Source organism: Pseudoflavonifractor sp. SW1122, from assembly GCF_012027765.1.
GTDB lineage: Bacteria > Bacillota > Clostridia > Oscillospirales > Oscillospiraceae > Enterenecus > Enterenecus faecium.
Window position 1 is genome coordinate 49,659 of record NZ_SJOS01000006.1, and the last position, 21,737, is coordinate 71,395.

The window sequence follows — 21,737 nt, forward strand, 5'->3', positions numbered from 1 at the left end:
CGTCATTCTTCCTTTCCTGCCGGCTCGTCCGGCTGTATGGGTTCTAGTATGCCCTCCACGACCCGCCAGTGGCCGCCAGGGTCTTGAAAACTGCGGACCTGCTGAAAGCCTCGGTCCACCATGAGCTTTTTCACCGCTTCCTCCTGGTCGTAGCCGATCTCAAAGATCAGCTTGCCGCCGGGACGCAGGGCCCAGTTCCAGTGCAGGGTGATGGCCCGGTAGAAGTCCAGGCCGTCCTCGCCCCCGTCCAGAGCCAGGTGGGGCTCGTAGTCCCGCACCGAGTGGTCCAGCTCCTCCTCCACCACCTGGCGGGGGATGTAGGGGGGATTGCATACAATGAGGTCAAACTCGCCCAGCTCCCGGGGGGGCGGCTGGAGGGCGTTGACCTGGACCAGCTCCACCTGGTCGGCCAGCTGGCAGCGCATCAGGTTCTGCCGGGCCACCTCCAGGGCGTCCTGAGACCAGTCGGCCAGCACCACCTGGGCGTTGGGACAGTTGTAGGCCAGAGCCAGCCCCACGCAGCCGCTGCCCGTGCACAGGTCCAGCACCCGGGCCTGGGGCAGGTCCCGCACCGCCAAAATCCCCCGCTCCACCAGCAGTTCGGTGTCGGGGCGGGGAATGAGCACCTGGGGGGTGACGGTGAGGGTGAGGCCGTAGAACTCCCACTCTCCAAGGATATAGGCGATGGGCTCCCCGGCCAGTCGGCGCTGGAGCAGGGCGTCCACCTGCCCCTCGATGGCCTCGCTGGCATAGAGAGACAGGTCCCGGAGCACCTCTTCCCGGCGCTTGCCCAGGGCGGCGCACATCAGCTCCATGGCCTCCAGCTGGGCTTGCTCCACGCCGGACTCCTTGAGGGTGCGCCGTACCGCTAAGTAAATGTCGTTATACGTCTGCATGTCTGCCGCCTTTCTCTCTCTTGCTCATCCATTACCAGGCGTCGGCGCCCTTTTCCCGGGGCAGCACCAGCTTCAAAGCGGTAATGGCCACCTCGATCATGCTCTCGTCCGGCTCAAAGGTGGTGAAGTTCTGCATCCACATCCCCGGAGCCCGCAGGGCACGGCACAGGGCGTTGTCATGGCCGCCCACATAGCGGTTGAACTCATAGGTCACACCCACAATGATGGGCAGCAGCACCAGGTGGAGCACCATGCGCAGCAGGGTGTTTTTGATCTGCAAGGGGGTGAAAATCACAATGGAGAGGAAAATGGACACCACAATCACCACAAAGAGAAAGCTGGTGCCACAGCGGGGATGGTGGCGGGGCTGCTTTTTCACGTTCTCCACGGTGAGCTCCAGGCCATTCTCATAGCAGTAAATGGCCTTGTGCTCCGCCCCGTGGTAGGAGAACACCCGGCGCATCTCCTTGGTCCGGGAGCACAGCCACAGGTAACACAGGAAAATGGCCACCTTCATCACGCCTTCCACCACCGCCTGGACCCACAGAGGCATCTGGGGCCACACCAGGCGGATGAGGCCGGTGAGGGCGGTGGGCAGCAGGATGAACAGGCCCACGGAAAAGGCGATCCCCAGGACCGCCGCTATGGTGATGAAAATGGAGGCGGCCTTCTCCTGGGTGAAGTGGGCGTCCAGCCACTTCTCCAGCCAGCCGGGTTCCTCGTCCTCCTCCTGCTCCAGCCCCTCCTCGGACACCTCGGCGGAGTGCATCAGGGCCTGGACTCCGTGAACCATGGCCGAGCCGAAGACGAACACCCCTCGCACCAGGGGCAGCTTGGCAAAGCGGCTGCGGGGCTGAATCTTCTTGGTGGTGATATCCAGCTCCCCATTGGGCTTGCGCACCACGATGGCCCGCTTCTCCGGGCCCTGCATCATAATGCCCTCAATGAGGGCCTGACCACCGCAGGTGGTCTTGTAAGGCGTCCCACAGGGGGGCGCAGACTGATTGGACATGGGATTGAACTCCTTTATCTCGGGCGTACTCCCCCCCCGTCCTTCCACGGAACATCTTAGCAGATGGCGGGAAAAATGACAAGGGTTTTCGTACATTTGTTTCATTATTCCAGGGTCATGGGCAGGCGCAGGGTGACCACGCAGCCGCCGCCCATGGCGTTTTCAATATCCAGGGTGCCGCCGTGGCAGGTGACGATCTCCTCACACACGGCCAGGCCGATGCCGGAGCCACGGGCCTTGGAAGAGCCCTTGTAGAACTTGTATTTGACGTAGGGCAGCTCCTCTTCGGGGACGCCGGGGCCGAAGTCCCGCACCCGGATGGCCACCATGTTCCCCTCGGGGTGGATGGACACATCCACTTCGCCCCCGGACCCGCCGTGCTTGTCGGCGTTGTCCAGCAGGTTGCAGAACACCTGGCGCAGCCGCTCCGGGTCGCCGCTGATGGGGGGGAACTCCTCTTCGCACTCGATATACTCCAGCTTCAAGCCCTTGCGGCGGAAGAACTCCCGGTAGGTGTACACGGCGTCCTCCAGCTCCGCTTTGATATCAATGGGCTCCACGGACAGGTTGAACCGCCCGGTCTCAATGCGGGAGAACTCCAGCAGCTCCTCCACCATGTTGGTCAGGCGTCGGGCCTCGGAAACGATGATGCCCATGCCCTTTTTCACGTCCTCTGCGTCCCGCACTTCCCCGTTGTACAGGGTCTCCGCCCAGCCGTTGATGGCGGTGAGGGGAGTACGCAGCTCGTGGGACACCGAGGAGATAAACTCCGACTGGGTCTTCTCCGCCTGGTCGATTTTCATGGACATGTCGTTGATGGCGTCCACCAGCTGGCCCATCTCGTCGTCGCCCCGCACCTCCATCTGGACCCCGTAGCTGCCGGCGGCGATGCGCTTGGCGGTCTCGGTGACCCGGGTCACCGGCTCCAGAATCATGCGGATGAAGTAGGAGGCGTAGAGCACCATCAGGGCGATGATGACCATGCCCACCAGCACGCTGATGCCCACCACCTTCAACATCTGGGCCTGGAGCAGGCGCAGAGAGGTGACCAGGCGCACCACACCCACCACCGAGCCGTTGTACACGATGGGGGCGGAGGCGGCCATGAGGTAGTCCTGGGTGGAGGTGTCCTCTCCCCGCCAGGTGGACAGCACTTTGGTCTGGATGGCCTCCTCAATGTCATCCCCCTGGGGGGTGGCACCGGAGATGTCCATGAGGGAGGTCATGCGCACCTCGCCGTCGGGGGTGAGGAACTGCACCTCAATGGTGTTTTTCTCCTCAAACTGGTTGATGAACTGCCGGGCCGCATAGAGGTAGGTGGTCTCGGTGTAGTTCTGAAACATCCCGGCCGCCGTCTGGGCCTTGCTCTCCAGGGTGGCGGCGATGGTGGCCAGGTAGTAGTTGTAAATGGCCAGGGAGAAGGCGGACACGGCAATGGCCACAATGGCAAAGGTGGTCACCAGGGTATTCACCAGCCAGCGGCGACGCAGCACGCCCCGGCGCACCGCCTTTTTCTTCTGCTCCTGTCCCTCCTTCTTCCGCTTGCCGGGAAGGGGGATCTTCTTCCAAATCATCTTATATCCTCTCCATGCTCTTCACGCCGCATTAGCAGCCCCATTTATAGCCAAAGCCCCAGACGGTGTTGATGTAGGTGGGGTTCTGGGGGTCGTCCTCCAGCTTGATGCGCAGGCGGCGAATGTTCACGTCCACGATCTTCAGCTCTCCGATGTAGTCCTTGCCCCACACCGCATCCAGAATCTCCTCCCGGGCCAGGGCCTTCCCCGGGTTGTCCATAAACAGCTTGACGATGGAGTATTCCACCTGGGTCAGCTTCACCCGCTGGCCGTTTTTCTCCAGGGTGCGGTTGCGGGTGTTGAGGAGGAAGGGAGGCTGATGAATCTCGTCGGTCTCCCGGGTGGTCTCTCCGCCGGTGCGGCGGTACAAAGCGTCCACTCGGGCGGTGAGCTCGGCGGGCGAGAAGGGCTTGGTGACATAGTCGTCCGCCCCGGTCATCAGGCCGGTGACCTTGTCCATCTCCTGGGTGAGGGCGGTGAGCATGATGATGCCGATCTGGGAATTGCCCGCCCGGATGCGGCGGCACACCTCAAAGCCGTCCATCTCGCCGGGGAGCATAATGTCCAGCAGCGCCACCCGAATGTCCGGGTGCCGGGCGATCTGCTCCAGGGCCTCTTCCCCGGTGCCCGCCTCAATGGTCTCATATCCCGCACGCTTGAGGTTGATGACCACAAAGCTGCGGATGTTGGACTCGTCCTCCAATACCAATACTTTTTTCATGGTGGCTCACTCCTTTAAGATTCACTGTCCCAGGCCACGGTGATGAGGAAGAACCGCTGGGCCAGTTCGTTGGCTTTCAGTTTGCAATCCCACACGCCCTCTTCCAGGGAGGCGGCGTAGATGGTGGTACTGTCGCTGTACAGGGTCACGCGGCCAGGCAGCATGGCCCGGGCCTGACGGTTGCTGCCGGTCAGGCGGTAGATGGTCAAGAAGGGCTTGGGCTCCTGGCCCTCTTCCCCGGAGTTATAGTAGAACACCACCGAACGCTCGCCCCGGTGGCTGAGAGAGTCGTCCCGGGCCACGGCGATGTTCTCCGGCCAGTTGTCCGGCAACACCAGGTACCAGCCGTCGGCCTGGCAGTGGTAGGTGACACAGCTGATGGCCAGGCTGCCGTTGGCGTTGACCTGGCACCAGTAAATCACCGACTCTTCGGACTCCTCCCCCTCCTTGACGCTGGGCAGCTTCACGGGGATGGGGATTTCCAGCACGCCGTCCTTGTTGATGTCGGACAGGGACACCCCGGTGTCCACCCGGGAAGTCACCTCGCTGTAGCCCGCCTGCTTGTTCAAGGTGACATTGTGCAGGCGTCCGTCCGCCACCGTCATCACGTCGGTGAGGGTCCCGCCGGAGAACAGCGAGGAGGCAAACACCGCCGGGGTGCCGTCGGCCAGCTTGCCCGGCACCATGGAGTACACCCCATAGATGCCATTGGACAGGGGGGCGGAGGAGGTCATGGTCATCACACCGCCGTTATAGTCGTAAAATTCCGCCAGGTTGGCCCCGTCTCCGGTGCTGTCCTGGTGACAGACCACGATCTCCTTGGCGCCGTCCTGGTCCAGATCGGTGACCAGATAGCTCTCATTATAGGTGGTGCTCATCAGCTCGCTGACCCCTGCGTCCAACAGGGCATAGGCGGAGAGGATGTGCACCTTGGCGCTCATCTGCCAGGAGACGATGAGGTCTAAAGTCCCGTCCCCCGTCACGTCCTCATAGGTCACGGAGTTGATGGAGGTGCCGTCCCCTTCCACCACATAAGTCAGGCGGTAGTCGTTGTCCGCCCCCTTGCGGAACAGGCACACCCGCAGCGGCTTCTCCTCTGCCGAGGTGACCCGGAGAAACACCGCCGCCATCTCCTGTTCTCCATCTCCGTTGAGGTCCAGCAGCTGCACCGTGGAGGTGTTGCTGCCCGAGCTAATGGTGGCGTACTCCGCCCCCTGCTGGTCCATCACGTCCTGGATGGTGCTCTGGAGCTGGGAATACGCCTCGGGCAGGATGGGCAGGGCGTACATTCCCTCGGACTGCTCAAACATACAACCGCATAAGCTCAACGATAGGCACAGCAGCATGGCACACAGCCCCACACCGCGAAACACTCGTTTTTTCACCGTTCTAACCTCATTTCTTTTGCTGGGCTTGACCCCTCCGGCTGTCTGAGGGGAATTTCGTAGCTTACCATTATAATATGATACCACAATCCCCCGCCCTTGCCTATGCTTATTTCCGTCTCTGGGAGTTATTTTTTATTTTCTTCTTTACAAACGGAAATTTTCCTGCTATACTATTTAAGCATCATGAAGATGCGCCCGTAGTTCAATTGGATAGAGCGTCAGATTCCGGTTCTGAATGTTGGGGGTTCGAGTCCCTTCGGGCGTACCAAGCTAGGATAGATCGCAAGGTCTACCCTAGCTTTTTTCTTTTCCTGCCTTCTGCGTCTACCGCCAATCAGGCTTCGTCCACAGGACTCGCCTTCTTGGGAAGGGACCCGCAGCGGGAAAACGTGCCGCAGGCACCTTTTCCTCGCTTCGGCTTCGGGCGTACCAAAAATCGACAAGTTCCGCAAGGAGCTTGTCGATTTTTACTTATTCACTATTCACTATTCACTCTTCACTAAATCTGATGGGTCGATTTTTGGAAGTGAATAAGTGATAGTGAATAGGGAAGAAGTATGGTGTGCCGCATAGCGGCACCGATTATATATAAGGAGCACTTGCAGCGGCAAGTGCTCCTTTTTTCTTTCTTAGATATAAAGAATGGGAATTCCCACTCTCTTGGCATAGTTCACCGTATAGGCAGTCCCGCCAAACACACGGGTACAATAGGCCACACATACTCCACTGTTATCCACCAAATACCGATTGCGCCTCAACATACATCCACAGCGATACTCCCTTTGCAAATATACCACCTTATCCGCCTGCTCCAAAACCGTGTGATAGCGTCTCACCTCCTCCTCATCCCACCCCCGCTCTTGATTCTCATACGGTAAGACCATAATGAGACGAATGTGGGGATACCGCTTTCTCAACTCTAGGACAACTTCCGCCGCCAACAGATCAAATCCCATGGCTCCCCCGCTTCCAAAATACTGTATCCCTTTTTCAATCAATTTCTGTAATACAATGTATAAATGCGCCTGGACTTCGCTCTTCTCATTCTGAGGAAGAGTTCGATGCCCAGTGAAACAACAGGTTTTATCCCTCATTCCCATCTCCATGTTCTTTCTCTCCTTTTGTGCACCTATATAGGTGCAATTATAAAGAAAGAATCGAATAGAATCAACACAAACTGCACCAGAACTAGTGCAAGGAGTGTGATCTATGAATACCGAGTATGAGTACGCCCTAGGTCAAAACATCCGCACGCTGCGTCTCAAGCGCGGACTGTCCCAGGAACAGCTGGCCGCCCAGCTCCAAACCAGGGGCTGCGACATCACCCGCAGTGCCCTGGCCAAGATGGAAGTGGGCCAGCGCCACATCTACCCCGATGAACTGAAACTTCTCCATGAACTGCTGGAAGTCTCCTATGAAGAGCTGTTTGTATAGCCCGCCACACCCCTGAAAAAATTTTTTGAAAAATCTCAATTTGCCTCTTTACAAACAGGCACCCCTGTGGTATTCTCTTAACAAGAACAGTTCCTGTTAGCGAGGTGACAGCAATGATCTGCAGACGCAGCGTAAAGCGCGACGCCATGCTGGACTTGCTGCGAAGCACCGACTGCCACCCCTCGGCAGACTGGATCTTTCAGCAGCTCCGGCCCTTGTACCCAGACCTGAGTCTGGGCACGGTGTACCGCAATCTCAACCAGCTGTGTGAGCATGGGCTCATCAAGCGGGTGGGAACGGTAAATGGCCAAGAGCGGTATGACGGGGATGTGAGTCCCCACGCACACTTTGTGTGCAACTGCTGCGGTTCCGTTCTGGACCTGCCTCCCAGTCCCCCCACCCAGGGGTATGTGGAGGAATGCAGCAAACAATTTGGGTTCGAAGCAACAAGCTATGAGGTTCATGTCTTTGGCCTGTGTCAGGCCTGCAAAAAATTAAAACAGTGAAGGAGATTATTATCATGAAGAAATGGATTTGCCCCGTCTGCGGTTACATTCACGAGGGAGAGACCGCTCCCGCCGAGTGCCCCGTCTGCCACGTCCCCGGCTCCAAGTTCATTGAGCAGAGCGGCGAGCTGAAGCTGGCTGCCGAGCACGAGTACGGCATCTACGGCAAGACCGTCAAGAACAACGAGAACATCAGCGACGAGGACAAGGCTTACATCCGTGAGCAGCTGATGGCCAACTTCACCGGCGAGTGCTCCGAGGTTGGTATGTACCTGTGCATGGCCCGCATCGCTCACCGTGAGGGTTACCCCGAGATCGGTCTGTACTGGGAGAAGGCCGCCTTTGAGGAGGCTGAGCACGCCGCTAAGTTCGCCGAGCTGCTGGGCGAGGAGCTGGAGCCCAACATGAAGGCCTCCACCAAGGACAACCTGGCCTGGCGCGTGGACTGCGAGTTCGGTGCTACCCAGGGCAAGATGGACCTGGCTCTGTGCGCCAAGAAGAACGGCCTGGACGCCATCCACGATACCGTCCACGAGATGGCTCGCGACGAGGCCCGCCACGGCAAGGCTCTGAAGGGTCTGCTGGAGCGTTACTTCAAGTAAGAGACTTCCCTACTTCCCTGGACTTCGGTCCAGGGAAGTGCTTTTTTATTCGTTCCCGGGCTTCGGCTCGGGATTTTTTCTCCCATTCAGACCTGCCAGCCTGGCGGGGACGCTCCCCACTGGGGGTTCCTTTTGCTCGGTCAAAAGGAACCAAAACCCGCTTAGGGCGTTCCCCCCTAAGAACCTCCCTTGGGGTACGAGGCTGGAACTGCGTCAAGGCTATTCCGGCCCGTCACCCTTGTTATGGCTCCTGTCTCTGCCACCACACCAGGCTCCCTAGGCAGCTGGCCCTATAGCTGGACCATCTCCACATCCGGGCCTCCCCTGGAGAAGCGGCGTTTCCGCCGCCGGGAGCCAGGCTGCCCATCGCTGGGAACAGCGGCGCACCAGGGTGAGGCCCTGGCAATAGAAGGACAACCACACAGAGAAGCAGATACTTTCGGTAGAATCCCCACACCATCTATGTGCCCCCACGGGCTAAGGGCCGAAAAGAGGAGAACGCAGATACACCCAGTACCGCAGGGTGGATTCCACAAGGCGGGGGAAGGCCCCGCCTTTGGCGATTCTTTCGTCTATTTCTCATCGCTGAGAAATAGACCCCCAGCGGAGCGTCCCTGGTTTGCGTTGCCTTCCCTGCCATATTTGTGTATAATAAAATGCTAACTATTTCATAAGGGAGGTCCTTACCATTGTTGGACATCGTCCTTCGTCGTTTCATTCCCAACTACACCCAGACCCGTGACCCCGAGGTACGGCGTCAATACGGCGTCTTTGCCGGCGGAGTGGGAATTCTCTTAAACCTGCTGCTCTTTGCGGGAAAACTCACCGCCGGACTCATCACCGGCGCCATCTCCGTCACCGCCGACGCCTTCAACAACCTCTCCGATGCCGCCTCCTCTGTGGTCACTCTGGTGGGCTTCCGTCTGGCGGGTCAGAAGCCGGACGCCGACCACCCCTTCGGCCATGGCCGCATGGAGTACCTCTCCGGGCTTTTGGTGTCCCTGCTCATCCTCCTGGTGGGTGTGGAGCTGGGCAAGAGCTCCATTGAGAAGATTTTACATCCCGAGGCCACCCAGCTCACCGCCCTCAGCGGCACCATTCTGGTGATCTCCATTCTGGTGAAGCTGTGGATGGGCTGGTTTAACAGCAAGCTGGGCAACCGCATCCAGTCCGAGACCCTCCGGGCCACCGCCATCGACTCCCGCTCCGACGCCCTGGCCACCTCCACCGTGCTGCTGGGCCTGGGCATCACCCACGTCACCAGCTTGCAGCTGGACGGCTGGCTGGGTCTGCTGGTGGCAGCGTTCATCCTCAAGGCCGGCTGGTCCGCCGCCAAAGACACCATCGACCCCCTGCTGGGCACCAACCCCGACCCGGAAATGGTGAAGGATATCCAGTCTGTCATCATGGAACACCCCCAGGTGGTGGGCATTCATGACCTCATCATCCACGACTACGGCCCCGGGCGGCGGATGATGAGCGTCCACGCCGAGGTGTCCGATCAGACCGACGTGATGGAGGCCCACGATATCATCGACCACATCGAGCGGGAGCTGGGCGAGCGGTTCCGGATCGAGGCCGTCATCCACATGGACCCCATTCAGACCGGCAACCACCAGGTGGAGCAGCTGCGGGCCCGCACCGCTCAGTTGGCCCGGGATATCCACCCCGACCTGTCCATCCATGACTTCCGCATGACCATGGGTCCTATGTACACCAATCTGATTTTTGATCTGGTGGTTCCCTACAGCGTCACCATGCCCCCGGCCCAGGTGAAGGACGCCCTGGTCCAGGCATTGCAGGCGGAAAACCCCAATTATCACGCGATCATTCACATTGATCGCTCTTACGTGGTGTGAATTTACAAAAACTTCTCCACTTCGCCAAAAAAGCAGGCTATAATACTGGTATCATAAAAAATTTAGGGAGAGCCCCTCTCCGCAGAAAAAGAAAGGGTGACACGTATGCCCCGTAAGGTATTGATCGTGGAAGATGACAAGAACATTGCCGACCTGATGCGTCTGTATCTGGAAAAGGAGTCCATGGACTGTCAGGTGGCCAACGACGGACTGGTGGGTTTGGAGAAGTTCCAACAGTTCCAGCCCGACCTGGTGATGCTGGACATCATGCTGCCCGGCATGGACGGCTGGTCCATCTGCCGCAAAATCCGGGAGACCTCCAAGGTGCCCATCATCATGCTCACCGCCAAGGGTGAGCTGGAGGACAAGGTCAACGGCCTGGAGCTGGGCGCCGACGACTATATCACCAAGCCCTTTGAGATGAAGGAAGTGCTGGCCCGGGTCCACGCTGTGCTGCGCCGATACGGCGAAGAGGAGCAGAAGGAGAAAAAGCTGGTGTTTGACAAGCTGGTCATCAACCTGGACTCCTACGAGCTGTTGGTGGATGGCAAGCGGGTGGACACCCCGCCCAAAGAGCTGGAGCTTCTCTACCATCTGGCCTCCTCCCCCAACCGGGTCTTCACCCGCAACCAGCTGCTGGACGAGGTGTGGGGCTTTGACTACTTCGGCGACAGCCGCACTGTGGACGTGCACATCAAGCGACTGCGGGAAAAGCTGGAGGGCGTCAGCGACAAGTGGAGCCTGAAAACCGTGTGGGGCGTGGGCTACAAGTTTGAGTCCAACAGCTAACCCCACAGAGCAGGAGGTGCCTCATCCATGAAATCCATGTATGGACGGCAATTTGCCACCATGGCCGGAATGGTCCTGCTGTCCTTTCTCCTGTTGGGCGCATCCTTCGCCGCCCTGAGCTACCAGTACACCCTCCAGGAAAAGCAGGACACCCTCATGCGCAATGCCAAGTACATTGCAGAATATACGTCCTACGCCGCCAACAACAATGGCAGCACCGTGTGGACCACCGACGAGTTTCAGCAATACATCTCCACGGTGGCCCAGGTGGCCGACTCCCACATCATCGTGGCCACCAACGACGGCACCATTCTCTTTGCCACCGACGGCAAACATGTGCTGTATAACATGACCTCCCGGAACATGCCCAATGACATCGTCAACGCTGTCATCAACGACAAGGTCTATGAGGGCATGACCACCCTAAATGGGATGTACTCCAGCGCCCGGTTCATGGTGGGCCTTCCCGTCTCCAGTTCCACCGGATACCTGCAAGGGCTGGTGTTCTTCTCCACCAACACCTCGGACATCACCGCCATGTGGCGGGACCTGTCCGCCATCTTTGTGGTGGTGGCCTGCGCGGTCATCCTGGTGGCCGCCATTCTCAGCTCAGTCACCAGTATGCACCAGTCCAAGCCCATGAAGGAGATCGCCGCCGCTGCCCGTCAGTTCGGACTGGGCAAGCTGGATGTGCGAGTGGACGTAGGCAACCGCCGGGATGAAATTGGCGAGCTGGCGGAGGCCTTCAACGCCATGGCCGAGTCCCTGTCCAAGAGCGAACAGCGGCGCAGCGAGTTCATCGCCAACGTCTCCCACGAGCTGAAAACCCCCATGACCACCATTGCCGGCTTTGCCGACGGCATTCTGGACGGCACCATTCCCCACGACCGGGAGCGGGAGTACCTGAGCATCATCTCCTCGGAGACCCGGCGACTGTCCCGGCTGGTGCGGTCCATGCTGGACCTGTCCCGGCTCCAGTCCGATGAGCGGGCCCCCCAGCAGCAGTTTGACCTGGGCGAGACCATGCTGCGCACCCTGGTGAGTCTGGAAGGAAAGATCAACCAGAAGCACCTGGAGGTGGCCACCAACCTGCCGGAAGAGCCGGTGATGGTGTGGGGCGACCAGGATGCCATCACCCAGGTGTGCTACAACCTGCTGGACAACGCCATCAAGTTCTCCCAGGAGGAGGGCACCCTGTCCCTGTCCATCGTCCCCAAGGGCTCCAAGGCCACGGTGTCGGTGAGCAACCAGGGCAAGACCATTCCCCCGGAGGAACTGGACCTCATCTTCGACCGCTTCCACAAGGCCGACCACTCCCGCAGTGAAAACCGGGACGGCGTGGGACTGGGTCTGTATATCGTCAAAACCATTCTCAACAGCCACAAAGAGACCATCACCTGCACCAGTCAGGACGGTCTGACCACCTTTACCTTCAGTCTGCCCCGGGCATGAATCTGATTCAGGAGGCGTTTGCCGTGTCCAACCATCTTTCCCATCGCTGGCCCCAAGGGGAACCCCGCCCCATCCACTACCACTACACCTCAGACCGTCGCCCCCGCCGCCTGGGTAAGGCGCTGCTGGTGGTGTCCCTGTGCCTGGTGGCCGCAGCGGCCCTGGTGTTCGGCGGATACCTGGGCATGGTCCACCTGGCCAACTCCCTGGCGGATGCCCAGCGGGGCTCCTTTGCCCCCCGCCCCTCCAGCCATGTGGAGGTCAACGCCAACTGGGACCCCGCTGACCTGCCCTGGGCTCAGCCCGACCCCAACGTGTCCATTTTCGTACACGACCAGGACACCCAGGTGCTCACCAGCAACCAGATCTATGACCAGGTGCTCCCCTCGGTGGTGTGCGTCACCGCCGACCAGGGCAATGGCTCGGCCAGTGTGGGCTCCGGGGTGGTGCTCACCCAGTCGGGGTACATCGTCACCAACTTCCACATCATCCAGGGCGGCGTGTCCCTGAACGTCTCCATGCTCTCCAGCACGGCCAATTATGATGCCAAGCTGGTGGGCTACGACGAGGAGCTGGACCTGGCAGTACTGAAAATCGAGGCCCAGGGCCTCACCCCCGCCCGCCTGGGCAGCTCGGACCAGCTGTCGGTGGGCGACTCGGTGTACGCCATCGGCAACCCCATGGGCTACCTCCACGGCACCATGACCGAGGGCATCATCTCCTCCCCCACCCGCACCATCCAGGTGGACGGCAAGGACATGAACCTTTTACAGACCAGCGCCGCCCTCAACTCCGGAAACTCCGGCGGCGCCCTGACCAACGCCTATGGACAGGTGGTGGGCATCACCTCCGCCAAGATCACCGGCGTGGAAAATGACACCGTCATCGAAGGCTTGGGCCTGGTCATCCCCATCAACGACACCATCCCCTTCCTCAACCAGATGATTCACACCGGACAGAGCTTTCGCCCCTCTCTGGGCATCCTGTGCCAGGAGGTGCAGATGGACGACACCTCCGGTGTGTACGTGGTGAGCACCACCGCTGACACCCCCGCCCACGAGGCGCTGCTGGAGGGCGACGTGATTCTCGCCGCCAACGGGGTGGACACCCCCACCCTCTACGCCCTGACCCGGGTGCTCAATGACACCGGGGTGGGCAACCAAGTGGAGCTGTCCGTGCTGCGAGACGGCGGTGTCCTCTCCATTTCCATCACCCTCTACGACCGGCTCACCTGACGGGAGGCCAAATCATGAATCAAGATCAACTCATTGCCCTGCTGGCCCAGAGCCCCGGCTATGTCTCCGGCCAAGAGATGAGCCAGACGCTGGGGGTCACCCGGGGCGCCATCTGGAAGGAGCTGTCCCAACTGCGGGAGCAGGGCTGGCCCATCTCCTCCTCCACCCGTTTGGGCTACCGCCTGGACGGCCCGCCCCCTCAGCTCTCCGCCCCCTATCTGGAGGGTCGGCTGTCCGGCACCATCTCCTCCGGCCACATTCACGTCTTTGATCGGCTGGACTCCACCAACACCCAGCTCAAGGCCATGGCCGCCCAGGGAGCGCCCCACGGCACCGTGGTGGCCGCTCTGGAGCAGACCTCCGGCCGGGGCACCCGAGGCCGCACCTTCGCCTCTCCCCCCGGTGGGCTGTATCTGTCCCTGCTGCTACGCCCCCAGGTGCAGCTGTCTGAGCTGTTTTCCCTCACGGGATGGGTGGCGGTGGCGGTGCGCCAGGCGGTGGAGACCGCCTGCGGCGCACCCGCCCGCATCAAGTGGCTCAACGATATCTACTTAAATAACCGCAAACTGTGCGGCATCCTCACCGAGCTGTCCCTGCTGGGAGAGAGCAGCGAGCCGGACTATGTGGTCATTGGGGTAGGGCTAAACCTCAGCCAGACCGCCCAGACCTTCCACGACTTGGGGCTGGAGGGTATCGCCACCTCCCTGGCTCTGGAGGGGTACGAAGTGGAGCCCAACCACATGGCCCTCACCCTGCTCCAAGAGCTCCACACCATGGCCCAGCACTTCCCCAGCCACCACGAGGAATACCTGCACCAGTACCGCTCCCACTGTCTCACCCTCCATCAGCCGGTGGAGGTGGAGACGGGCAAGGAGACCTATCAGGCCATGGCCCAGGCCATTCTCCCCGACTTCTCCCTGGAGGTCACCGACCAACAGGGTTTCACCCATCCGGTGTCCTCGGGCCGGGTCACCCCTCACTTTCTCCGCGCCAATTCCTGACAGGAGGATTTCCCATGAACAGCCAACTGCGCCGCACCCACATCTTAGAATATCTCGCCCAGGCCGACGGCCCCCTGTCCGCCACCGCTCTGGCCCACACCCTCCAGGTCAGCCGCCAGATCATTGTGGGGGACGTGGCCCTGCTGCGGGCCTCGGGGGCCAACATCACCGCCACCCCCCGGGGGTATGTGCTGGACCATCCCGCCCCCGGCCGCACCTACACGGTGGCCTGCCGCCACAGCGAGAGCGAGATGGAGCAGGAGCTGAACCTGATGGTGGACCACGGCTGCACTGTGGAGTCGGTGGTGGTGGAACACCCGGTGTACGGCCAGCTGGTGGGGCAGCTGAATCTGTCCTCCCGCTACGATGTGTCCCAGTTCATCCAGAAGGCCCAGGCCCATGACATGCGCCCCCTGTCTGAACTCACCGACGGCATCCACCTGCACACCTTACAGTGTCGGGACGAGCAGGCGTTCCAGCGCCTGGTGGAGGCGCTGCGGGACGCAGGATTTTTGGTGGAAGAATAAACACATCCCCGAGGCAATCGCCTCGGGGATTTCTCTTGAAAAGATGCCCAGCAACGGTGGATTTGTTCATAATGTTGGGGTACAATAGCCATATTACAACACAGAAAGAGTGGTTGTCATGTTTTTCGATGTCTATTATCTGGTCCTGGTTCTGCCCGCTGTGATATTGGCCATGTGGGCCAGCAATCGGGTCAACCGGACCTTCCGCAAGTATTCCCAGCAACTCTCCATGCGCCGCCTCACCGGAGCAGATGCCGCCCGCATGGTGTTGGACGCCAACGGGCTGCACCAGGTCCGCATCGAACGGGTGGCGGGCAACCTCACCGATCACTATGACCCACGCACCAATGTCATCCGCCTGTCCGATTCGGTGTACGACAACGCCTCCATCGGCGCCATCGGCGTGGCCGCCCACGAGGCGGGCCACGCCATTCAGTATGCCACCCACTACCTGCCCATCAAGCTGCGGGCTGCCATCATCCCCATCACCAACATCGGCTCCAAGCTGGCCATGCCGCTCATCCTCATTGGCCTGCTGTTTGTCTCCGGCGACCTGGGGGTACAGCTGGCCTATGCAGGCATTGCCTGCTTCGGCCTGTCTACGGTGTTCCAGCTGGTGACCCTGCCCACCGAGTTCAACGCCAGCCACCGGGCCCTGGCCGCCCTGGAGCAAGGCCATCTGCTGAGCGAAGACGAGATGGTGGGCGCCCGCAAGACCCTGTGGGCTGCGGCTATGACCTATGTGGCCGCTCTGGCCGTGTCCCTGGCCCAGCTGTTCCGGCTGCTGCTCATCGTGGGCAATCGGCGGAGAAACGATTAATCCTCAGGACAAGCAAACAAGCCGCCCTCCAGAAGTGTCCTTCTGGAGGGCGGCTTTCTGCACCAACTATTCCACTTTCATCATGCGATACCCCACGCCAATGTGGGTTTGAATATACTGGGGCGAACCAGGCTCTTTTTCCAACTTCTTGCGCAGGGTGGCCATAAACACCCGCAGGGAAGCCACGTCGTTGTCCCAGCTTCTCCCCCAAATCTGCTGGGTGATAAAGGTATGGGTCAGCACCTTGCCCACGTTTTTACACAGCAAACACAGAAGCTTGTACTCGCTGGGGGTCAAATGCAGCTCCTGGCCATCCAGAAACGCACAGCCCGCGGCATAGTCCACTTTTAACTTTCCGTTGGTGAACACCGCCTCGGTATTCACGTTCCCCAGCTGCAACGCAGCCAGCCGTCGCTGCGTCACCCGCAGGCGAGCCAACAACTCTTCCACAGAAAAGGGTTTGGTCAGGTAATCGTCTGCCCCTGCATCCAGGGCATCAATTTTATCGGTATCTTCACTGCGGGCGCTGATGACGATGATGGGCACGTTGGACCAGGTACGAATTCTGTGAATGACCTCCACCCCGTCGATATCGGGCAGGCCCAAATCCAACAGGATGATCTCCGGGTTGTGGGAGGATGCCTCCAAAATCGCTGTCTCTCCGTTGGACGCCGTGAGAAAGCGATAGTCATGGGCTCTCAATGTAGTGGTAATGAGGTTGCGCACCGGCGTATCGTCCTCCACCACCAGAATCAATGGTTTATTCATGTAGTTCTACCTCCCCGGCTGGTACCGAAAATGTAAAGATGGAGCCATGGGGCTTATGATCGCTCACCACGATTTCTCCTCCATGTGCATTCACGATGGATTTGCACAGCGCCAGACCCAATCCCATACTGCGGCGGCTGTCGGCAATCTGATTGGATGCACTGTAAAACATGTCAAAAATATGGGGCTTTGCCTGGTCGGGAATTCCGGGGCCATTGTCTGCCACCGAGATATAGATAAACTTTCCCTCTTGCTTCCACCCAATTTCGATGTCCGACCCGGGCGGGGTGTACTTCATGGCATTGTCAAGGATATTGATGAGGACCTGGACAATCAGCTTTGCATCCATCTGTGCCAGGAGATAATCGTCACTGCTCTGCACATGGAAGTGGTATTCCGCACGCTTCCGATTGATGTGCCGAAGCGCCTCTGCTACCACCTCGTCGATGAGCTCGGTGGTCAGGTGCAAGTTCATCCGCCCCTGCTCCAATCGGCTGACCGAGAGCAGATTTTCCACCAGATTGATCAGCCACATGGCATCGTCATAGATGTCAGCATACATCTGTTCCTTGGTCTTTGCATCAAATAGCGGTCCATTGGAGAGCAGATTGCTGGCATTTCCGGAAATAGAGGTCAAGGGTGTGCGCAAATCGTGAGAAATGGAGCGGAGCAAATTGGCTCGCAGCTGCTCGTTCTTGGCCAGCACGGCAGCGGCTTCTTTTTCCTCCACGTTCTTTTGATTTTCCAAGGCCAAGGCACATTCTCCCAACACCGAGAGGAGAATGCTGGACTCAAAGGAATCCAGCGGCTTATCCGAGGTGGCAATGCCTACCACGCCGTACACCCGCTCCCCGGTGCGGATGGAGAGATAGGTGCACCGGGCATCCGGAAGGGTTTCTGTCCCAGCTCCCGCCCGCTTGTTGTTGGACAGCACCCACTGGGCCACCTCCCGCTCCTTGGCGGTGGTGTAGCGCTGGGGAGATGCTGCCTCGTCCACCAGAAAGATTTCCGGCTCCAGAAGCCCTTTCTCATCTATGGAATAGACCACAATATCCCGCTGGAAGATTTTTAACAGCTGTTTAGCGGTCACGGAAATGATTTCTTCTTGGGTGTGGGCTCGTTGCAGATTTTGGCTGGTCTCAAACAGCAATTTGGTCCTCCACGCCACTTGAGCCGACCGTTTGGCATGGGACTTTAGCTTGGATGCCAGCGAACCGGTGAGCAGAGAGGCCAGAAACATCACGAGAAAGGTGATGGGGTATTCGCTATCGTAGGCTTGCAGGGTAAATCTGGGTACCGTGAACAGGAAATTGAAGGTCAGGACACTGGCAATGGAGGCAACGAAGCTGCAAATGGAACTTCTGGTGTAGACCGAGATCAACATGACGCCCAGGATATAAAGCGTAATGATATTGGCCTCTGTAAAGCCGAAGTTATAAAATAACAGGCCAATGAGTGTGACAAGAATGAGAATCCCTGCACTTTTCAACAGATCCAGCACGGAAATGGATGGCATATGCATCACTTCCCGGTGCTTGGTATCCAGCAGGCGATTCACTCCATTGTCCGGAATGATATGGATGTCCAGTTCTGGCGTCAGCTCAATGAGCCGTTCCGTCAGCGATGGTTTTCTCAGCAACAGCCGATGGGGTATCCCACTACGGCCCAGCACAATTTTCGTCACGCCAGACAGGCGGGAAAACTCCGCAATTTGATAGGCCACATCATCGCCATACACCGTCTCAATGGAGGCCCCCAACTGCTGTGCCAGACGCATATTGCCCTGAAGGCGCTGCTTATCCCGTGCATTCATCCACTGAAATGCCTTGGTCTCCACAAACAACGCGGTAAATCCACACCGAAACGCCCCTGCCATCCGGGCCGCCGTGCGTATGATTTTCTCATTGGAGGGGGCGGAAGACAGGCACACCAGAATGTGCTCATGGGTCCGATACTCCGTTTGCATCTTCTCATGGGTGTACAGAGCCGCCCGATCCGCACAGCGGCGCAGGCCCACCTCTCGCAGGGCGCTGAGCTGTGACAGGGAGCAGCCTTCCAGCAGCGCCTCCTTGTGTCCATCCATCAGCCGCTGTCGGAGCCGCTGGGGCTCCAGGTCGATAAACTCCACCTGATCTGCCTGGTCAAATACCCGGTCCGGAATGCGCTCAGGCACCGAAGTGCCCAGGATGGAAAAGACCGTGTCCTGAATGCTCTCAATGTGGTAAATATCCAAGGTCGTATAGACGTCAATTCCCGCCTTCCGCAGCTCCTCAATGTCCTGATAGCGCTTCATATGGCGGCAGGCATCCGCATTCCAGTGGGACAGATCCTCAATCACAATCAACTGGGGGTGCCGTTGGAGGCAGGCATCCAAGTCAATTTCATCCGCTATGTGCCCATCCCTGGCCACTTTTTTACATGGCAATACCTCAAATGTCTCTGCCAATGCCGTGGTCTTAGGCCACTGGCTATCGGAGCGTATGCCAATGGCCACGTCCAACCCTGCCTGTTTGGCCTCTCTGGCAGATTCCAGCATGGCGTAGCTCTTCCCAGCGCCGGAGAAATAGCTGGCAAAAATCGTGAGTTTCCCCTGTTTTCTTCCGGTGGCCTGCCCCGCCGATGCAACCGCATCCATGGCACTCCCTCCTCTCAAACAGGTGTATTATAGCACAAATCCCTTGAGGTTGTGGGCAAAGTTGTGGAGGGCAGTTACTCCATGCGGTTGATCTTATCCTTACGGACTTTGTCCAGAAACTTGTACAATCCATCAATGGCAAAATACACACCCACGCAAAAAAGAAGGATGACACCCAATAAAAGCAGTTCTTTCATCTTCTCCCCTCCTCTTCTCTCATCTCAGGGCTCTTCCCTTAAATGTGAAAGCACTTCTGGATATCCCGCTGGGTTCCCAAAACCAAAATGGTACTGTTGACAGGCAGGCTGATATCCGGTGTGATGACGGTCATGGAGAACTTTCCATTTTGTTTGATGGCCATGATATTCACATGGTAGCGTTTTCTCACATCCAATTGGCCGATGGTTTTCCCCACCCAACTATTGGGCACTTCCACTTCGAAAATGGCATGGTCATCCCCCAGGGCGATGTAATCGGCAATGTGATCGGAGGTATACCGAATGGCGGTCCAATTTGCCATCTGCTTCTCTGGATACACCACCTCATCGGCGCCATTGCGCAGCAAGAACTTAGCCTGAATGTCCCGGCCTGCTCGGGCCACCACTTTTTTCGCTCCCAACTCCTTGAGCAGGGACGCCGTTTCCAGAGAGCTCTGGAAGTTGTCGCCGATGGCTACAATGCACAGGTCATAGTTTCGCACCCCAAGGGAGATCAGGAAGTCTTCGCTGGTGCTGTCTCCAATCTGGGCGTTGGTCACAAAGGGCAGAATGGCGTTGACCCTTTCTTCGTCCTTGTCCACCGCCATCACTTGCTGGTTCAGTTCGTTGAGCTTCATGGCAATGTGCCGTCCAAAACGGCCTAATCCAATTAACAAAACGGTTTTCATATGTTCTCCCTCATCTCTTTATCCTATGGTAATTCGTTCCTGGGGCAGTCGGGCCACGTTCCCCTGGGTCCGGGACAGGGCGGCGAAAATCAGGGTCAGTCCGCCCACCCGTCCAAAAAACATCAGCGCAATGAGAATCAGATGGGACACCCAGCTCAGTTGCGGCGTAATGCCCAAAGAGAGCCCCACCGTTCCAATGGCGGACGCTGTCTCAAACAGACAGGTGAGGATGGGCAGCCCCTCCATTCTGCTGATGATGAGCCCTCCGGTCAAAAACAAGGTCAGGTACATCATCAAAATCGTGGACGCCTGCACCACGGTTTCCTGGGACACACGCCGGTTGAAAAAGTGGGGATTCTCCCTGCGCCGAAACACAGCAATGGCACCGGCCAACAATACCGCCAGGGTCGTGGTCTTCATGCCGCCTGCGGTGGACCCGGGGGAACCTCCAATCAGCATGAGCATGGTAATCATGGACTGCCCCGTCTCGCTCATGGCGGTCAGATCCGCGGTATTGAATCCGGCGGTTCTGGGGGTGATGGCCTGGAACACCGACAAGAGCACCCGCTCGCCCAGCGGCTTTCCGGCAAATTCAAAGAAGAAAAAGTAAACGGTGGGGAGCAAAATCAGCATTCCCGTCACCGTCAAGATCACTTTGCTCTGCATCCGATACTTATGAACATGCCAGCGGTTGGTGCGGATGTCCTCCCATGTCAAAAAGCCGATGCCGCCCACCACAATCAGCAGGGCAATCACCAAGGACACCACTGGCTGGCCTGCATAGTCCACCAAGGAGGAAAACGGGGCCTTTACCCCCATCAGGTCAAAGCCGGCATTACAAAATGCCGAGATGGAGTGAAACAAGGCGTACCACGCCCCTTGGAGTAGGCCAAATTCCCGGCTGAACACCAAGTACAACAGCGCGGCTCCCAAAAGCTCCACCGCAAAAGCCGTCCGCAAGATAAATCCGGTCAGGCGAACAATGCCTCCTACATTGGGCGCTGCAATGGCCTCCTGCATGGTGCTGCGCTGCATCAGACCGATTTTTCGCCCAGAGAGAATGGCAAAGGCCCCCGCCACGGTGACCACACCCAGCCCTCCAATTTGAATTAGCAGGATAATGATCACCTGCCCGAACTGGGACCAGTAGGTGGCAGTATCATGGATGACCAATCCCGTGACACACACCGCAGATGTGGAGGTAAACAGAGCGTCCAAAAACGGGGTCACCACCCCCTGTTGCGAGGAAATGGGAAGCATAAGAAGGAGGCTTCCCGCCAAAATTACCAGAAAAAATCCAAAAATAATAACCCGGAACGGGGACTTATTGTTTTTATGCAACCGCCGCCACATAAGTCTCCTCTCTTTCTTCGTCTTAATACGTCTTTATGGTTTCTGTATACCTTCATTATCCACATCCGGTCTAAAGAGAGTGTTAACATGTAAAGCCGTATATTAAGATGGTATAAAGATGCGCCGTTTGGGAGTGGCAGAAACTTAGGATAGGGCGGAGGCTATAGTTCAGAAGCCGTCTAAAAGGCCAAAAGCCGCCCTCCGAAGGAACACTTCTGGAGGGCGGCACTTGGTCTCACGGTGTCTGAACTATGGTGAAAGACAATATGACAGCAAAAG

The 21,737-nt window shown here is 58.5% G+C and carries 21 protein-coding genes and 1 tRNA gene; 11 read left to right on the forward strand and 11 right to left on the reverse strand.

The window, feature by feature from the left end:
* Nucleotides 1-2 precede the first annotated feature (2 nt).
* The 5 genes from prmC to E0L15_RS02775 all read right to left on the reverse strand — a co-directional run bounded on the left by prmC (nucleotide 3) and on the right by E0L15_RS02775 (nucleotide 5,588).
* Nucleotides 3-896, reverse strand: coding sequence for a peptide chain release factor N(5)-glutamine methyltransferase (prmC, locus tag E0L15_RS02755; protein WP_087232539.1), 894 nt, complete (start codon nucleotides 894-896; stop codon nucleotides 3-5).
* Between the two features lie 31 nt (nucleotides 897-927).
* Nucleotides 928-1,908, reverse strand: coding sequence for a DUF1385 domain-containing protein (locus tag E0L15_RS02760; protein WP_168124479.1), 981 nt, complete (start codon nucleotides 1,906-1,908; stop codon nucleotides 928-930).
* Between the two features lie 104 nt (nucleotides 1,909-2,012).
* Entirely contained in the window at nucleotides 2,013-3,482 is a 1,470-nt protein-coding gene (locus tag E0L15_RS02765) for a HAMP domain-containing sensor histidine kinase (RefSeq protein WP_168124480.1), read from the reverse strand.
* A 31-nt stretch (nucleotides 3,483-3,513) separates the two neighbouring features.
* Complete coding sequence (locus tag E0L15_RS02770) at nucleotides 3,514-4,203, reverse strand: response regulator transcription factor (RefSeq protein WP_087232548.1); 690 nt, start codon at nucleotides 4,201-4,203, stop codon at nucleotides 3,514-3,516.
* A gap of 14 nt (nucleotides 4,204-4,217) precedes the next feature.
* The gene (locus E0L15_RS02775) at nucleotides 4,218-5,588 is read right to left on the reverse strand and encodes a VCBS repeat-containing protein (RefSeq protein WP_168124481.1); all 1,371 of its coding nucleotides are present in this window, start codon (nucleotides 5,586-5,588) and stop codon (nucleotides 4,218-4,220) included.
* A gap of 194 nt (nucleotides 5,589-5,782) precedes the next feature.
* Here E0L15_RS02775 and E0L15_RS02780 point away from each other — a divergent pair.
* Nucleotides 5,783-5,859 (forward strand) — tRNA-Arg (locus E0L15_RS02780).
* Between the two features lie 361 nt (nucleotides 5,860-6,220).
* Here the strand turns inward: E0L15_RS02780 and E0L15_RS02785 are convergent.
* Nucleotides 6,221-6,697 (reverse strand): SLOG family protein, encoded by a 477-nt coding sequence (locus tag E0L15_RS02785; protein WP_347565967.1) that lies wholly within the window; start codon nucleotides 6,695-6,697, stop codon nucleotides 6,221-6,223.
* 103 nt (nucleotides 6,698-6,800) lie between these two features.
* Here E0L15_RS02785 and E0L15_RS02790 point away from each other — a divergent pair, with 103 nt between their 5' ends.
* The 10 genes from E0L15_RS02790 to E0L15_RS02835 all read left to right on the forward strand — a co-directional run bounded on the left by E0L15_RS02790 (nucleotide 6,801) and on the right by E0L15_RS02835 (nucleotide 15,816).
* Nucleotides 6,801-7,025 (forward strand): helix-turn-helix transcriptional regulator, encoded by a 225-nt coding sequence (locus tag E0L15_RS02790; protein ID WP_087233986.1) that lies wholly within the window; start codon nucleotides 6,801-6,803, stop codon nucleotides 7,023-7,025.
* A gap of 113 nt (nucleotides 7,026-7,138) precedes the next feature.
* A complete protein-coding gene (locus E0L15_RS02795; RefSeq protein ID WP_087369809.1) occupies nucleotides 7,139-7,531 on the forward strand; it encodes a transcriptional repressor in 393 nt (130 codons plus the stop codon).
* A 14-nt stretch (nucleotides 7,532-7,545) separates the two neighbouring features.
* Entirely contained in the window at nucleotides 7,546-8,133 is a 588-nt protein-coding gene (locus tag E0L15_RS02800; RefSeq protein WP_087233982.1) for an NADH peroxidase, read from the forward strand.
* A gap of 689 nt (nucleotides 8,134-8,822) precedes the next feature.
* Nucleotides 8,823-9,992 carry a cation diffusion facilitator family transporter gene (locus E0L15_RS02805; RefSeq protein ID WP_168124482.1) on the forward strand — a complete coding sequence of 390 codons (1,170 nt, stop codon included), beginning with the start codon at nucleotides 8,823-8,825 and terminating at the stop codon, nucleotides 9,990-9,992.
* Nucleotides 9,993-10,097: 105 nt separating this feature from the next.
* A complete protein-coding gene (locus E0L15_RS02810) occupies nucleotides 10,098-10,781 on the forward strand; it encodes a response regulator transcription factor (RefSeq protein WP_087233978.1) in 684 nt (227 codons plus the stop codon).
* A 27-nt stretch (nucleotides 10,782-10,808) separates the two neighbouring features.
* On the forward strand, nucleotides 10,809-12,233 hold the full coding sequence (locus E0L15_RS02815) for a HAMP domain-containing sensor histidine kinase (RefSeq protein WP_168124483.1): 1,425 nt from the start codon (nucleotides 10,809-10,811) through the stop codon (nucleotides 12,231-12,233).
* A 23-nt stretch (nucleotides 12,234-12,256) separates the two neighbouring features.
* A complete protein-coding gene (locus E0L15_RS02820; RefSeq protein WP_168124484.1) occupies nucleotides 12,257-13,468 on the forward strand; it encodes a trypsin-like peptidase domain-containing protein in 1,212 nt (403 codons plus the stop codon).
* Between the two features lie 14 nt (nucleotides 13,469-13,482).
* The gene (locus tag E0L15_RS02825) at nucleotides 13,483-14,469 is read left to right on the forward strand and encodes a biotin--[acetyl-CoA-carboxylase] ligase (RefSeq protein ID WP_087369817.1); all 987 of its coding nucleotides are present in this window, start codon (nucleotides 13,483-13,485) and stop codon (nucleotides 14,467-14,469) included.
* A 14-nt stretch (nucleotides 14,470-14,483) separates the two neighbouring features.
* Entirely contained in the window at nucleotides 14,484-14,996 is a 513-nt protein-coding gene (locus tag E0L15_RS02830) for a transcription repressor NadR (protein ID WP_087233970.1), read from the forward strand.
* Between the two features lie 118 nt (nucleotides 14,997-15,114).
* Complete coding sequence (locus E0L15_RS02835; RefSeq protein WP_168124485.1) at nucleotides 15,115-15,816, forward strand: zinc metallopeptidase; 702 nt, start codon at nucleotides 15,115-15,117, stop codon at nucleotides 15,814-15,816.
* A gap of 66 nt (nucleotides 15,817-15,882) precedes the next feature.
* Here the strand turns inward: E0L15_RS02835 and E0L15_RS02840 are convergent, their stop codons facing one another.
* The 5 genes from E0L15_RS02840 to E0L15_RS02855 form a co-directional block, all read right to left on the reverse strand.
* A complete protein-coding gene (locus tag E0L15_RS02840; RefSeq protein ID WP_087233966.1) occupies nucleotides 15,883-16,584 on the reverse strand; it encodes a response regulator transcription factor in 702 nt (233 codons plus the stop codon).
* The gene (locus tag E0L15_RS02845) at nucleotides 16,577-19,219 is read right to left on the reverse strand and encodes a sensor histidine kinase KdpD (RefSeq protein ID WP_168124486.1); all 2,643 of its coding nucleotides are present in this window, start codon (nucleotides 19,217-19,219) and stop codon (nucleotides 16,577-16,579) included. Before E0L15_RS02845 ends, E0L15_RS02840 begins: the two co-directional genes overlap by 8 nt.
* Before the next feature lie 74 nt (nucleotides 19,220-19,293).
* Nucleotides 19,294-19,416 (reverse strand): hypothetical protein, encoded by a 123-nt coding sequence (locus E0L15_RS12515; protein ID WP_275532705.1) that lies wholly within the window; start codon nucleotides 19,414-19,416, stop codon nucleotides 19,294-19,296.
* Nucleotides 19,417-19,454: 38 nt separating this feature from the next.
* A complete protein-coding gene (locus E0L15_RS02850; protein ID WP_087233962.1) occupies nucleotides 19,455-20,105 on the reverse strand; it encodes a TrkA family potassium uptake protein in 651 nt (216 codons plus the stop codon).
* 18 nt (nucleotides 20,106-20,123) lie between these two features.
* Entirely contained in the window at nucleotides 20,124-21,458 is a 1,335-nt protein-coding gene (locus tag E0L15_RS02855) for a potassium transporter TrkG (RefSeq protein WP_087369825.1), read from the reverse strand.
* Between the last annotated feature and the right edge of the window lie 279 nt (nucleotides 21,459-21,737).

Excerpts from the sequence above, each read along its gene's own strand:
- E0L15_RS02845 (WP_168124486.1), bottom strand. The coding sequence starts at position 19,219 with ATGGATGCGGTTGCATCGGCGGGGCAGGCCACCGGAAGAAAACAGGGG.
- E0L15_RS02815 (WP_168124483.1), top strand. The coding sequence starts at position 10,809 with ATGAAATCCATGTATGGACGGCAATTTGCCACCATGGCCGGAATGGTC.
- E0L15_RS02785 (WP_347565967.1), bottom strand. The coding sequence starts at position 6,697 with ATGGAGATGGGAATGAGGGATAAAACCTGTTGTTTCACTGGGCATCGA.
- E0L15_RS02765 (WP_168124480.1), bottom strand. The coding sequence starts at position 3,482 with ATGATTTGGAAGAAGATCCCCCTTCCCGGCAAGCGGAAGAAGGAGGGA.
- prmC (WP_087232539.1), bottom strand. The coding sequence starts at position 896 with ATGCAGACGTATAACGACATTTACTTAGCGGTACGGCGCACCCTCAAG.
- E0L15_RS02790 (WP_087233986.1), top strand. The coding sequence starts at position 6,801 with ATGAATACCGAGTATGAGTACGCCCTAGGTCAAAACATCCGCACGCTG.
- E0L15_RS02830 (WP_087233970.1), top strand. The coding sequence starts at position 14,484 with ATGAACAGCCAACTGCGCCGCACCCACATCTTAGAATATCTCGCCCAG.
- E0L15_RS02810 (WP_087233978.1), top strand. The coding sequence starts at position 10,098 with ATGCCCCGTAAGGTATTGATCGTGGAAGATGACAAGAACATTGCCGAC.
- E0L15_RS02770 (WP_087232548.1), bottom strand. The coding sequence starts at position 4,203 with ATGAAAAAAGTATTGGTATTGGAGGACGAGTCCAACATCCGCAGCTTT.
- E0L15_RS02855 (WP_087369825.1), bottom strand. The coding sequence starts at position 21,458 with ATGTGGCGGCGGTTGCATAAAAACAATAAGTCCCCGTTCCGGGTTATT.
- E0L15_RS02795 (WP_087369809.1), top strand. The coding sequence starts at position 7,139 with ATGATCTGCAGACGCAGCGTAAAGCGCGACGCCATGCTGGACTTGCTG.
- E0L15_RS02840 (WP_087233966.1), bottom strand. The coding sequence starts at position 16,584 with ATGAATAAACCATTGATTCTGGTGGTGGAGGACGATACGCCGGTGCGC.
- E0L15_RS02800 (WP_087233982.1), top strand. The coding sequence starts at position 7,546 with ATGAAGAAATGGATTTGCCCCGTCTGCGGTTACATTCACGAGGGAGAG.
- E0L15_RS02850 (WP_087233962.1), bottom strand. The coding sequence starts at position 20,105 with ATGAAAACCGTTTTGTTAATTGGATTAGGCCGTTTTGGACGGCACATT.
- E0L15_RS02825 (WP_087369817.1), top strand. The coding sequence starts at position 13,483 with ATGAATCAAGATCAACTCATTGCCCTGCTGGCCCAGAGCCCCGGCTAT.
- E0L15_RS02835 (WP_168124485.1), top strand. The coding sequence starts at position 15,115 with ATGTTTTTCGATGTCTATTATCTGGTCCTGGTTCTGCCCGCTGTGATA.
- E0L15_RS02760 (WP_168124479.1), bottom strand. The coding sequence starts at position 1,908 with ATGTCCAATCAGTCTGCGCCCCCCTGTGGGACGCCTTACAAGACCACC.
- E0L15_RS12515 (WP_275532705.1), bottom strand. The coding sequence starts at position 19,416 with ATGAAAGAACTGCTTTTATTGGGTGTCATCCTTCTTTTTTGCGTGGGT.